This is a genomic window from Ruegeria sp. CDSB117 (assembly GCF_059611005.1).
In genome coordinates, this window is the sequence record NZ_JBXWOS010000002.1 from 224,934 (window position 1) to 237,188 (window position 12,255).

At 55.3% G+C, this 12,255-nt stretch carries 14 protein-coding genes and 1 tRNA gene; 8 read left to right on the top strand and 7 right to left on the bottom strand.

Annotated elements, in window-relative coordinates; translation table 11 throughout:
* The first annotated feature begins 2 nt into the window (after nucleotides 1–2).
* From AC2FJC_RS03935 to AC2FJC_RS03945, 3 genes are all read left to right on the top strand, one after another.
* Nucleotides 3–1,322, top strand: coding sequence for an ATP-binding protein (locus AC2FJC_RS03935; RefSeq protein ID WP_496738490.1), 1,320 nt, complete (start codon nucleotides 3–5; stop codon nucleotides 1,320–1,322).
* 113 nt (nucleotides 1,323–1,435) lie between these two features.
* Nucleotides 1,436–1,696 carry a hypothetical protein gene (locus AC2FJC_RS03940; RefSeq protein WP_496738491.1) on the top strand — a complete coding sequence of 87 codons (261 nt, stop codon included), beginning with the start codon at nucleotides 1,436–1,438 and terminating at the stop codon, nucleotides 1,694–1,696.
* A 255-nt stretch (nucleotides 1,697–1,951) separates the two neighbouring features.
* A complete protein-coding gene (locus tag AC2FJC_RS03945; RefSeq protein ID WP_496727179.1) occupies nucleotides 1,952–2,122 on the top strand; it encodes a hypothetical protein in 171 nt (56 codons plus the stop codon).
* Between the two features lie 565 nt (nucleotides 2,123–2,687).
* On the opposite strand, the gene AC2FJC_RS03950 is transcribed toward AC2FJC_RS03945, so the two are convergent.
* The 3 genes from AC2FJC_RS03950 to AC2FJC_RS03960 all read right to left on the bottom strand — a co-directional run bounded on the left by AC2FJC_RS03950 (nucleotide 2,688) and on the right by AC2FJC_RS03960 (nucleotide 4,097).
* Nucleotides 2,688–2,996, bottom strand: a complete 309-nt coding sequence (locus AC2FJC_RS03950; protein ID WP_496738492.1) for a tyrosine-type recombinase/integrase — start codon at nucleotides 2,994–2,996, stop codon at nucleotides 2,688–2,690.
* 90 nt (nucleotides 2,997–3,086) lie between these two features.
* Nucleotides 3,087–3,431 carry a serine O-acetyltransferase gene (locus AC2FJC_RS03955; protein ID WP_496738493.1) on the bottom strand — a complete coding sequence of 115 codons (345 nt, stop codon included), beginning with the start codon at nucleotides 3,429–3,431 and terminating at the stop codon, nucleotides 3,087–3,089.
* Between the two features lie 589 nt (nucleotides 3,432–4,020).
* Nucleotides 4,021–4,097: transfer RNA gene (locus AC2FJC_RS03960), tRNA-Ile, on the bottom strand.
* Between the two features lie 107 nt (nucleotides 4,098–4,204).
* Here AC2FJC_RS03960 and purM point away from each other — a divergent pair.
* From purM to rnd, 3 genes are all read left to right on the top strand, one after another.
* Nucleotides 4,205–5,251, top strand: a complete 1,047-nt coding sequence (gene purM, locus AC2FJC_RS03965) for a phosphoribosylformylglycinamidine cyclo-ligase (protein ID WP_496738494.1) — start codon at nucleotides 4,205–4,207, stop codon at nucleotides 5,249–5,251.
* Nucleotides 5,248–5,844 carry a phosphoribosylglycinamide formyltransferase gene (gene purN, locus AC2FJC_RS03970; RefSeq protein ID WP_496738495.1) on the top strand — a complete coding sequence of 199 codons (597 nt, stop codon included), beginning with the start codon at nucleotides 5,248–5,250 and terminating at the stop codon, nucleotides 5,842–5,844. The genes purM and purN overlap by 4 nt, the downstream gene beginning before the upstream one ends.
* 116 nt (nucleotides 5,845–5,960) lie before the next feature.
* Entirely contained in the window at nucleotides 5,961–7,118 is a 1,158-nt protein-coding gene (rnd, locus tag AC2FJC_RS03975) for a ribonuclease D (protein ID WP_496738496.1), read from the top strand.
* A gap of 6 nt (nucleotides 7,119–7,124) precedes the next feature.
* On the opposite strand, the gene AC2FJC_RS03980 is transcribed toward rnd, so the two are convergent.
* A complete protein-coding gene (locus tag AC2FJC_RS03980; protein WP_496738497.1) occupies nucleotides 7,125–7,649 on the bottom strand; it encodes a hypothetical protein in 525 nt (174 codons plus the stop codon).
* 139 nt (nucleotides 7,650–7,788) lie between these two features.
* Between AC2FJC_RS03980 and AC2FJC_RS03985 the strand changes: the two genes are divergently transcribed.
* Nucleotides 7,789–8,199 carry a SufE family protein gene (locus AC2FJC_RS03985; RefSeq protein ID WP_496738498.1) on the top strand — a complete coding sequence of 137 codons (411 nt, stop codon included), beginning with the start codon at nucleotides 7,789–7,791 and terminating at the stop codon, nucleotides 8,197–8,199.
* Between the two features lie 3 nt (nucleotides 8,200–8,202).
* Here AC2FJC_RS03985 and AC2FJC_RS03990 read toward each other — a convergent pair whose 3' ends face one another.
* The 3 genes from AC2FJC_RS03990 to AC2FJC_RS04000 form a co-directional block, all read right to left on the bottom strand.
* Complete coding sequence (locus AC2FJC_RS03990) at nucleotides 8,203–8,871, bottom strand: DUF1638 domain-containing protein (protein WP_496738499.1); 669 nt, start codon at nucleotides 8,869–8,871, stop codon at nucleotides 8,203–8,205.
* A 75-nt stretch (nucleotides 8,872–8,946) separates the two neighbouring features.
* Complete coding sequence (locus AC2FJC_RS03995; protein ID WP_496738500.1) at nucleotides 8,947–9,981, bottom strand: Hint domain-containing protein; 1,035 nt, start codon at nucleotides 9,979–9,981, stop codon at nucleotides 8,947–8,949.
* 157 nt (nucleotides 9,982–10,138) lie between these two features.
* Nucleotides 10,139–10,837 (bottom strand): corrinoid protein, encoded by a 699-nt coding sequence (locus AC2FJC_RS04000; protein WP_496738501.1) that lies wholly within the window; start codon nucleotides 10,835–10,837, stop codon nucleotides 10,139–10,141.
* A gap of 300 nt (nucleotides 10,838–11,137) precedes the next feature.
* Between AC2FJC_RS04000 and AC2FJC_RS04005 the strand changes: the two genes are divergently transcribed.
* Nucleotides 11,138–12,202: a PA0069 family radical SAM protein gene (locus AC2FJC_RS04005; protein ID WP_496738503.1), complete on the top strand. Its 1,065-nt coding sequence runs from the start codon at nucleotides 11,138–11,140 to the stop codon at nucleotides 12,200–12,202.
* Nucleotides 12,203–12,255 lie beyond the last annotated feature (53 nt).

The following is a 12,255-nucleotide window of genomic DNA, read 5'->3' on the forward strand; positions in this document are numbered from 1 at the left end:
GCATGTTCAGTCGATGGCTCAAACACTATATGCCGCGCAGCCTTTATGCCCGAGCAGCACTGATTCTGGTTCTTCCGGTTATCGTTCTGCTGTTGGTGGTTGGAATTGCCTTTTTGCAAAAGCATCTTGAGGACGTCACCGCACAGATGACCCGATCCGCGGCGCGCGAAGTGACTCTGGTGCTTGAAACGATGCAGGAGGCCGAGACCCGGCAGCAGGCATTGGCAGCCATTCGCCCGGATTTGGTTGCGCTTGAGATGAAAGCACGCTTTGTCGACCCCGATCAGGATCCTTTGACCGACAAGCGGCGGTGGTACGACTTCATCGCACCTCAGGTCGAGGCAAACTTGCAGATGCGATTGCCCGATCTGGTTTCTGTGGCCTTGCCTTCGGGTGACGAGGCACGGTTGTATCTGGAAACCGATCTGGGGCTTCTGCAGCTGACGATAGATCGCCGCCGCTTGTCACCCACGGCGCCGCATCAGTTGATTGTGACTATGGTGTTTTTTGCCGTGGTCATGACCACGATCTCATTCCTCTATATGCGCAATCAGCTGCGGCCCATCACCCGGCTTGCTGACGCCGCGCAGGCTTTTGGCCGGGGCAGGGTGGTACCCTATTCGCCAGGCGGTGCGATAGAAGTGCGCGCAGCCGGTAGTGCGTTTCTGGAAATGCGGGCAAGAATCGAGCGCCAGATGGAACAGCGCACGATGATGCTGTCGGGGGTCAGTCACGACCTGAGAACACCGCTGACGCGCCTGAAACTGGGCCTGTCCATGTTGCCCGAGGATGAGGCGGCACCGCTGAAACAGGACGTGGACGAAATGCAATTGCTGCTGGATGCGTTCCTTGATTTCTCACGCGGTGTCGCCGAGGGGCCAGCCGAGGCGATCGAACCTGCAGTGTTGTTGCATCAGATCGTCGAAGACGCGCGCCGGGCAGGTCATCAGGCCGAATTGGTCTCAGTCGAAGGTGACGGCACGGCGATGCTGCGCCCCATGGCCATTCGCCGCGCGGTCGAAAATTTGATTGGCAATGCGGTGCGATATGGCAACCGGGCCGAGGTCAGCCTGTCCCTGACGCCCAAAACCACGCGCATCCGGGTCGAAGATGACGGACCAGGCATTCCGGTAGAGCAGCGCACTGAGGCTGTAAAACCGTTCTCGCGTCTTGATCCCGCACGCAACCAGAACCAGGGCAGTGGCGTTGGTCTTGGGTTGGCGATTGTCGCGGATATTGCCCGCGCACATGGCGGTGTTCTGCGGCTTGGTAAAAGTGAAAGGCTGGGCGGTCTTTGCGCAGATATCATTGTTGGGCGATGATTTTGGTAGGACCGGAATTCATGATTTGTGTCGCAGCCACAAGCGGCGCGTAAAATTTTTCTTTGGTCTAAAGCACCGATCACCCCGTACAACCTTTAGAATGGGAGGAAGTCATGACCAATAGTTTCGACGTGAAATCATCGTGGGTATCGGTAATGGATGAAACGAAAAACCCACTAAAAAAATACTCTCTATCCTCAGCACACATGCTGATGCAGATGTTGGCATGGATGTGGAGCGCAATCTTCTCGCTGATGGTTGGTAGCTATTTTGTTTTCGGTGTAACCGCATTGGGCCATTTGCTACTGATCGGCGGGTTGTTTGTCACCTTGGCAGTTTTCCAAAAGGCTGAAGCGACAGATCCTGAAGCGTAAAGTTACCTCCTCATATTAGACCGAACGGCTTTACCCGGGGTTTTTTAGTCCAATTCTTGACCCGCTCCGTATCGCCTTCACTACCCCAACTGCCTCCCGCGTTGTTTGTAACGGTTTCCCTCCGAACAACGCGGGTTTTTTGGAGCGGGAACGAGTGGCTACCCTGGTGCTTAACGGGGTGTAACTCCCCCATTAGACTTGAGGCGCATTTCTATCGTAACGTTGCAGAACGTCTTTTGCGGCATAGGTTTAGGTATGGACAACACTGTATTGTATTTCTTGGTTGGTATATTTGTCGTCGGGCTTTTGACGCTTGGATATTACTCAAAAAGCAGTGGTGCATTGATCTCGATTGTCATCGTAGTTGGCGTATTGGGTGCGATGGTCGGATACTTTGGTGGATACTTCGGTGAACCTCCAAGGTAAGATTCACTTGGAGGTTTGTCGGTGCGCTTTGTCTTTGGAGGCTTTTTTTCAAACTAGAAAGGGCACAAAAAAACCAGCTTCGTGGTCCGAGTGAGCGGAGGGGTCGCGAAGCCGGTCAATTTCCTCCTACTGGGTGCTAGTCGGAGGCTGGGATGCACATGTATGGGACGTGCAAGATCATAAAAACATGAATTTACAAGTTTTACTAAATGGAAATGGGATAGCCAAAAACCCATTCGAATAGGTGATATGTCCAAAAGTATAGAATGCGAATGTGTCAATTCTCTTGAATATACCAAGTGGCACTTCCGCTTGAGCGGGGATTCCGTACTCTAGGGGCATGAATAAGGTTAAGAGTTACTGGGCAATCCTGCAGATTTAGAAGAATGCATCTTATGTTTGGGCAGGACAGTAGAAACACCATGCATCGCTGGTCTGGCAAGTATGTGTAACTGATAACAATGAAAAAGTAGACGGTGGTAGGCCCGGCAGGACTGGCTATTTCGGGAATTTATTGTTTGTTTTCAGCGCGGGTGTCCCACGCTGGAATACCTCGTGGGACACCTTACCAGTCCATGTTGGCCAGTTTGGAGGCTCCCATTTCCGCCAATTTCATGCGTTCGACACTCTCGGTATAGACCTCAGAAGTGCTCGCCTGGGCATGACCATGGATGGACATAATCTCATATTGTGTTGCCCCGTGCAGGGCTAGAAGGTGGCCAGCGGCTTTTCTGATTCCGTGGCTTGACCGGTCGGCCAATCCCGCTTCGATGCACCAATCCTTAAACTTGTTCCGTAACGCTTCCGGGCTCGCTTGCCGCAACTCCGGGTCTAAGTATCCCGTCCTACGACCAGACCGCAGACCCCGGCCCAAATATCACCGTTCCAGGTGGACAGGTCGCGGATAGTGCAAGCGTCAGGATCACGGCTACACAGGTTTGAATCCTAGTCAGTTTTTCTAGGTTTAGCCGTGCAATTCTTCCATCGCGGGCTTTTCCAACGCGCGCGCCGGAATTCCAACAACAACCGAGTTTGCTTCAAAGCTTTTGGTTACAACCGCATTCGCGCCGATTTTAACGTTGTCGCCTATATTGATTGCACCGAATAGTTTCGCTCCGGGGCCAATATAGACATTATCGCCAATAGTCGGTGCGTCATTGCCTTTTGCGCCAATGTTGACGCCACTATGCAGGCGGGCATTCTTGCCGATCTGCGCTTTGCCTGAGATGACTAAGGAACCCCAGTGAACAATCACAAGACCCGGCCCGCAGGTTCCTGGGGGAACAGTGAGGCCCAAGTGTGTACCCATCCGTCTCGCCTTGTACGACCAATATCTCGCAAGTAGTTTTGCGATTGTGCCCCTGCGGCGCGCAAAGTGTTCGGCGCACCTCAGACGGTAGGTAAAGCACACTAGAGGTCGACGCCAATAGGCGAAACGAGGCATGGATTTGAGCCCCCGAGCCTTAAGATCAGCGTGAAAATCATCTGGCATCCAAACCGATCGCAAGGCTAATCCCCCAAATTATTTTTAAACCGAATGCGGAAAGAGTACGAGCCTACCAGTGAAAATGGCAAGACTATTTCCAACCCGATGTACGGCATCTCGGATTTTGGTGTTGAATCATGATTGGCCATGAACCTGCCACATCATGTGGAGTTTGCGGCAATTGCTAGAAACACCCCGCGCCTGGGTGAGGCGCACATCAACAATGAAAGGAATTTGAAAGACATGATGTTCCGGCACCGGAAAAACTGCCTGCATGGCCAGAGCAGGATTCGCTTACGAATTTCTGATTTTCGTGGGACACTTGCCTCTTAACCCATTGGAATCATATGGGTCACTATAGACGGGTCGTGGGACACCTGCACTTTGATTTTAAAGGAAAAAATGCGGTTTTTGGTAGGCCCGGCAGGACTTGAACCCGCAACCAAAGCGTTATGAGCGCTCTGCTCTAACCAATTGAGCTACAGGCCCGCCTGAGCGCTTTGAGTACCATGGTGAACGGCCGCGTCAAGCCTGACCGTTGCAACAAGTCGCACAATCGAATAACCCGCGCGGGAACCATTCATAAGGGGCTGGCCATGACCACGGGCAAGAACGGAATCACCTATGCCGATGCGGGCGTTGATATTGATGCGGGGAATGCCCTTGTCGACCGGATCAAGCCGGCCGCAAAGCGCACCAACCGCTCAGGCGTGATGAGCGGGCTGGGCGGCTTTGGCGCTCTGTTCGATCTAAAGGATGCCGGATATCAGGACCCGATTCTGGTTGGGGCCACCGATGGGGTGGGCACCAAGCTGCGCATCGCCATTGATACCGGCGTTGTCGACGGCGTGGGCATCGATCTTGTGGCCATGTGCGTCAATGACCTGATCTGCCAGGGCGCTGAGCCGCTGTTTTTCCTGGATTATTTTGCGACCGGCAAGCTGGATACGGATACGGCGGCGCGGATCATCGAAGGCATTGCCGAAGGCTGTGTCCAATCCGGATGCGCCTTGATCGGCGGTGAAACCGCGGAAATGCCCGGCATGTACCCGGATGGCGATTTCGATCTGGCCGGGTTCTCGGTAGGCGCGATGGAACGTGGGGCTCATCTGCCGGCCGGCGTTCAGGCGGGCGACGTGCTGTTGGGGTTGGCCTCGAACGGTGTGCATTCCAACGGGTACTCCCTTGTGCGCAAACTGGTAGAGATTTCGGGTCTGGGCTGGGATGCCGCGTCACCGTTCAGTGAAGGATCGCTGGGCGCAGCTCTGCTGACACCCACACGTCTGTATGTGAAGCCAGCTCTGCAGGCGATCCGAGCAGGGGGCGTGCATGCGCTGGCCCATATCACCGGCGGCGGCCTTACAGAAAACCTGCCCCGTGTGCTGCCCGTGGGGCTGGGCGCCGAGATTGACCTGAATGCATGGGACTTGCCGCCTGTATTTCGCTGGATGGCGGAAACCGGTGGGATTGTTGAGGCCGAGATGTTGAAGACCTTCAATTGCGGCATTGGCATGATCGTCGCGTGTGAAGCGGATCGCGCGGATGATCTGGCGGCGTTACTGGCCGACGCGGGCGAAACGGTTGCGCGGATCGGCACTGTGACCGGGACAGCGGGCATGGCCTATTCGGGCACCCTGTTGTGATCCACAAGCGCGTCGCAATTCTGATCTCGGGGGGTGGCTCGAACATGGTGTCGCTGGTCGACAGCATGACCGACGATCACCCTGCGCGGCCTTGTCTGGTTCTGTCCAATGATGCGAATGCGGGTGGCCTGACAAAGGCGGCAGAGCGGAGCATTCCGACGGCTTCGGTGGATCACCGACCGTTCAAGGGCGACCGTGCCGCGTTTGAGGCCGAGTTGCTGAAACCGCTGGAAGAAGCGCAACCCGATATCGTTTGTCTGGCTGGCTTCATGCGTGTTCTGACAGGCGATTTCGTGTCACGCTTTCAGGGACGGATGCTGAATATCCACCCTTCGCTTCTGCCGAAATACAAGGGTCTCAACACCCATGCGCGCGCTATTGAAGCCGGGGATGCTGAACATGGATGTTCGGTTCACGAAGTCACCGCAGCCTTGGATGACGGTCCGATCCTTGGGCAAGCGCGAGTAGAAATTGAATCGGGTGATACGTCCGAGGCATTGGCCGCCCGGGTGCTGGTGTGGGAACACAAACTCTACCCCGCAGTGTTGCGCCGTTACGCCAGTGGGGATCGGACTCCGGTGTTGCTGCCCTGATCGTCTTGGGATGATTTACACGCGCGTCAAATTCATCCTATGGTCCGCAATACGGCTGGGTACGGAATGAAACAGACAATCAGCCGCACAGAACAAGAGCAAGAACAGCACCGCGCATGAAAACCCTGACGACGACGCAAGAGCTGGCCGAATTCTGCAAGGCCGCGGCGGAATATGACTATGTCACCGTAGATACCGAGTTTCTGCGCGAACGGACTTACTATTCTAAACTTTGTCTCGTTCAGTTGGCGGTGCCATCTGACGATGAAGACAGCGCCGTCCTGGTGGACCCATTAGCCGACGGCCTGTCGCTGGACCCGCTTTACGACCTGTTTCGCGACGAAAGCGTGGTCAAAGTGTTTCACGCCGCGCGACAGGATCTTGAGATTTTCTGGGTCGAGGCGTCCGTATTCCCGCAACCTCTGTTCGACACTCAGGTCGCCGCGATGGTCTGTGGCTTTGGCGAGCAGGTGGGATACGAGACTTTGGTGCGCAAAATCTGCAAGGAAGGGGTCGACAAAACCTCGCGTTTTACCGATTGGTCACGTCGGCCACTGACAGATGCGCAAAAGACCTATGCCTTGGCGGATGTCACGCATTTGCGGCAGATCTACGAATATTTGGCGGCCCAGTTGAACAAGTCGCAGCGAAGCCATTGGGTGTCCGAAGAGTTGCGCACCCTGACCCAACCCGGAACCTACGATATCCGTCCCGAAGATGCGTGGAAACGAGTTAAGACGCGGACAAATTCAGCCAAGTTTTTGGCTGTAGTACGCGAGCTGGCACAATTTCGTGAAGCTTACGCGCAGGAAAACAATGTTCCGCGCAGCCGAGTATTCAAGGATGATGCCTTGATCGAGCTTGCCTCGACTAAGCCCAAATCTCCGTCGGACCTTAGTGGTTCTCGCCTGCTGCTGCGCGAGGCGCGCAAAGGCGCGATTGCCGATGGTATTCTGGCGGCGGTGAAACGGGGGGTGAATTGCCCTGCCGATCAGATGCCGCGCGTCGATAACAGCCGTGACAAGTTAAAGATAAACCCGGCGCTCGCCGATTTGCTGCGCGTTTTGCTCAAGTCCAAAACCGAAAGCTCGGGCGTGGCGGCCAAGTTGATCGCCACCAGTTCCGAACTGGACCAGTTGGCTGCGGGCGAGCGCCAGCTGCCTTCGATGTCAGGCTGGCGATTTGAGGTGTTTGGCGAGGATGCCCTGAAACTGTGTGACGGCAAGATCGCTCTGGCCGCCAAGGGGCAATCCGTACAAGTCGTGTCGCTTTAGCGGCGGTTAACGCCGCCGGGACTCAAGTGCATTCTGTTCGCCACGAACGCGAACCAGACGGGTGTTTCGCAGCTCGGCCCGGCCAAGCGTCGTGGCACCATTGACCTCACGCGATTTTTCAGAGCCCTGATTGGTTGCGTAGCTTGGGTAGCTGACTTCGAACGTGTATTCCAGAATGCCGTTCTTTTCGTTTTCTTCGCTTTCCACGGGGACAAGGCGCGCATTATAGGCGCCCTGTCTTGCGGCCGTACCTTTGACATAGACGATTGCCCCGGTAGACGTGGGATCGATGCGCAGCTCATCTACCTTGGTTATGGCAAAGCCGATCACTTCCTTTTCGGGTCGCGAAAACAGGCCCGGGCCGTCGCGCCCTTCGGGCACCAGAGCATCAGCTTCGTTTACGGATACTTCAGTAGGGGCGGGTGTACTGGACCCGAACCAATTGGTCGGGTTCACGCGCGACTCGCTCCAGCCGCTGCAGGCGGCCAGTGTAAGCGTGCCGACCAATAGTAGAGGTGTTGATTTTTTCATGGTCCCAAAGCCCAGAGAAGTATTTTCAGCAATGGGTTATCGTAAATTCCAAAGATTGAAAACCCACACCGGGGCTGGACAGGTGCCCAACAGAGGCATAGGTCACAAATGTGATCGCAACAAAAAGGACCGCTGCGAAATGGCAACGCCCGCCTTTGAGGAAATCGTCGAGGATTTTGAGTTTCTGGATGACTGGGAAGACCGGTATCGCCATGTCATAGATCAGGGCAAAGCGATGGAGCCGCTGGACGATGCGTTTAAAGTGCCCGCCACAAAGGTCCACGGTTGTGCCAGTCAGGTGTGGTTGCAGCCCACGATCCAGGGTGGCGTTTTCCGGTTCGACGGCGATAGCGACGCGTTGATTGTGCGCGGGCTGATTGCGGTGTTGCGGTCTTTGTATAATGGCTTGCCTGTTGGCGAAGTCCCAAAGGTCGACGCGGGCGGCGAGTTGGCGCGCCTTGGGCTGAATGATCACCTGTCCGCACAACGCTCTAACGGATTACGGTCAATGATCGAGCGTATCCGCGAAGTCGCGCAAGAGAACGCCTGACGATCAGGCGGTCGGCTTGCGGGCGGCCCACTCGGTCAGGGTGGTTTCCAGATCGCCATAGCCGGTGAACCGGCGTTCAAACGTCAAACCCATGCGTTCGGCGCATTCCTGAGCGCGTGCCGTCAGGTCCGGATCGTCTGTCTGGGCTTGATAGACAAGCTTGGTATAGTTCCCGAAATACATGTCCCGCAGTTGGGGGTGACGGTCCAGGCCAAGCGGTTTCCACACAAAGGCATCGAACTGGCGGGCCAGAAAATCCGTCAGGTAGAAGGCTGTTGTTTCATCATCGCCATGGTTTTCAAAGGCTTGATTTCCTTCGAAAAAGGAATAGCAGTGCGGGCCTTTGATCATCTCGATGCCCATCTCTTTGCAGGCCTTCTGCAACAGCCCGCCGGTACCACAATCGGCATAGACGACGAAGATCTGGTCAAAGCTACCGCGGTGCTTGGCAACCGCTTCTTCGACGGCCTGCGTGATCCTTTCAGGGTGGACGTGCAGTATGGCGGGCAGGCAAGTCAGGGTCATATGATCCCAGCCGTTACGCTTTTTCAGATGCAGGATTTCACGCGCCAGTGCACCGCATGCCAACAGCAGTATGCCGCCTTGCCGAGTGTCTTCGGTATAGCCTTTTGTCGTCAGGCTTGCGTCATCCGGTGTGCTGTTCTGCTGCATCGTCAATTCCCTGAAGGATTGCAGCATCAAAGAATGAATGACGGATCAAGGCAAGCCTGCTTCCGACATCCCGTGTCAGGCCACCGACGCAAGCGTTTCAAAAGATTGAAGCGATGGGCGGGCAGGGGGACCATAGGCGGTGATCCCGTGGCTGGCCAGTTCCGGAAACAGCGACAGGATCTCTTGCTGTGTGTCATCCTCAAAACTGTTCCACGCCTGGATTCCAGGGTGAAAGCTCTCGCTTAGGCACCCTTCGGCCCAGATCAGTTCGTGCTGATCGAACATCAGGTGATAATAGGTCACAAGACCGCCGGGCTTCATCACGATATCGCGGCCATTCACCAAATGCTTGGCAGGCGCCAGCGCCTCAGCATGGCCCGTATGCAGTTCAACACGCCAGTCGCTGATCAGCATCCTGTGCTGTTGTGAGACCAAGAGGTCGCGATCATTGCCAAGCACACCCGCCTTGATCAACACAGGCGTAAACTCCCCCGAGGCGCGCGCAGTTTGCGACCCGACCCAGCGCAGCGTTTGCAACCTATGATCCAGCGTCGGAATCCTGTCGCCCACGCGCAAATCCTCAACCTTGACCAGGCCGCGATCCGTTTTGATCAAAGTGCCGGTCGTAAAACATCTCGCGATGTCCCATTCTTGCCGGTTCGAGTTTAACCCCGACGCGTCATCGGTTCTGACGCTGATCAAAGTAAGAGATCTAATGCCTTGGACTTCCAACGCGGCCTGATCCGCATTGTTTGAAAATTCAGGCACCAGAAAGGTGTTGCCGAATGCATCTTGGGCAATGACAGCGGTTATGTTGGCTGGTGTTCCGTCGACATATGTGATCGTGGCATTATATTCGACGGCCGCGTCAAATTCAGTTTGTTGACCGTCGATTGTGAAATCGTCGAGGTCGACAGTTCCATCATTTTGGTAGGTTTGGCCTGGATTCCCGACAGGACTCCATACAACCGCGTTGTTTAGAAGGGGGTCGCCGGGTCCACCAAAAGTTAGTCCTTCAAGGGCGCCTGCGTTTTCTGCGGTATTGTTGCCCTCAGTGGGGTCAATAATACTAAGTTGGCCAAGAAAAATAGCATTAAACGTCGTAGGCATAACCCACCCTATATGTACTCGTTAACAACACGTGCGTCACAACAGATTCGCACTATCACAATTGACAGGTAATAAAACCTGTACTGCTTATCAAGCAGTTGAAGACAAAAAAGCCGCCCCGGAAAGGGCGGCCTTGATCATTTTCGTGTCACCTGGATTAGCTGGCCAGTTGGTTATGCTTGCGGGACACAAAGTCTTTGGCAGTTTCCACCGCAACCGCCGCGTCACGGCAATAAGCGTCTGCGCCGATGGCCTTGCCGAATTCCTCGTTCAGAGGGGCGCCGCCAACGAGTACGATGTAATCTTCACGCCGTCCCTGTTCGATCAGCGTGTCGATGACCACTTTCATGTAGGGCATCGTAGTGGTCAGCAGGGCAGACATGCCCAGAATGTCAGGCTGTTCGGAATCCAGGGCTTCCAGATAGTTTTCGACCGGGTTGTTGATGCCGATATCGACAACTTCGAAACCAGCGCCTTCCATCATCATCGACACCAGGTTTTTGCCGATATCATGGATGTCGCCTTTAACGGTCCCGATCACCATCTTGCCAACGCGAGGCGCGCCGGTTTCGGCCAGCAGTGGTTTAAGGATCGTCATGCCACCTTTCATCGCGTTGGCGGCCAGCAAAACTTCGGGAACGAACAGGATGCCGTCCCGGAAATCGTGGCCCACGATGGTCATGCCACCGACCAGAGCTTTGGTCAGGATGTCATATGGTGTCCATCCGCGTTCAAGCAGGATGTTCACACCTTCTTCGATCTCTTCTTTCAGGCCGTCATAAAGATCGTCGAACATCTGTTCGACAAGTTCGTCGTCGTTGAGTTCGGACAGGACGATGTCTTCTTCATCGGACATGGGGCATTTCCCTGTGCTGGGCGGGCCATCGGCCCGTGGTGGCATTTTTTCCGTTTTGGCCATTTCGTCGCAGTTAGACTGTTACGATTGCGACCTTGGCGGTTCCGGGACCGACCTATACGTCAAATTGTTTGCGATCACGATGGAATTATCTGCAACAACATCCTGCATTCTGTTCACAAACGGGGAAAACCTAGGCGCCCAAGATCGGGGGCTAAAAGGGCGGTTCGCGCAGTTTTCCTTGTCGCATGGCGATACAGGGTTTATTGATTTCTGAGCAAGAACATAACAGGAACAAATATGCCTGGACTCAACATAAAGGCTCGCGGCGTGGCCAGCAATGAATCAGGCAGATTCGAACGCTTTGCGACCGAGGCATGTGACGATGGCTGGGAGATGGAAGAAGAACTTCCCCAGCTCAGAACCGAGGTCCGAGAAGAGGTAGCGCGCAGTGTGGTCACCTACAACCGATCGCCCGATCTGCCGTTCGACCGCTCGATTAACCCGTATCGCGGGTGCGAGCATGGGTGCGTGTACTGTTTTGCCCGCCCGACACATGCCTATCTGGGATTGTCGCCGGGATTGGATTTTGAAACCCGGCTGATTGCACGGCCAAACGCGGCAGAGGTTCTGAGGAAAGAACTGTCCTCAGCCCGGTACAAAGTGGCGACCATTGCGATGGGAACAAACACCGACCCGTATCAGCCGATCGAAAAATACCACCAAATCACACGGGCTTGCCTGCAGGTCTTGCAAGAGTTCCAGCACCCGGTCGCAATCGTGACCAAAGGTGCGATGATCGAGCGGGATTTGGATATCCTTACCCCTATGGCGCAACTTGGATTGGTTCGGGTCGGCATTTCGTTGACAACTTTGGACCCAGGCTTGTCTCGACGGATGGAACCACGCGCGCCATCCCCTGTAAGACGGTTGGCGACGATCCGACGGTTGACCGATGCAGGAGTGCCGGTACGCGTCATGACATCGCCTTTGATACCGGGTCTGACGGATCACGAATTGGAATCCATTCTGGAATCCGGGCGAGACGCGGGCGCTGATTCCGCAACCTGGATAATGCTGCGCCTTCCGCGCGAAGTCTCTGAGCTGTGGCAATCCTGGCTGCATCAGCATGAGCTGGCGCGAGCTGAAAAGGTCATGTCCAAACTGCGCGAAATGCACGGCGGTCGTGACTACGACCCGCGTTGGGGGCACCGCATGCGGGGGGAGGGTGAGTATGCCGGGCTGGTGGCCAAGCGCTTCAAGCTCGCGGTCAAACGTTTGGGGTTGGCCACAAGAACGCCGCCGCTACGATGCGATCTGTTTTCCAGGCCCGCGCAGGCAGGGGACCAATTGACCCTTTTCTGAAACGAAAAACGCCCCGGACACGGGTCCGAGGCGTTTCGAAATTGTAACCGGCA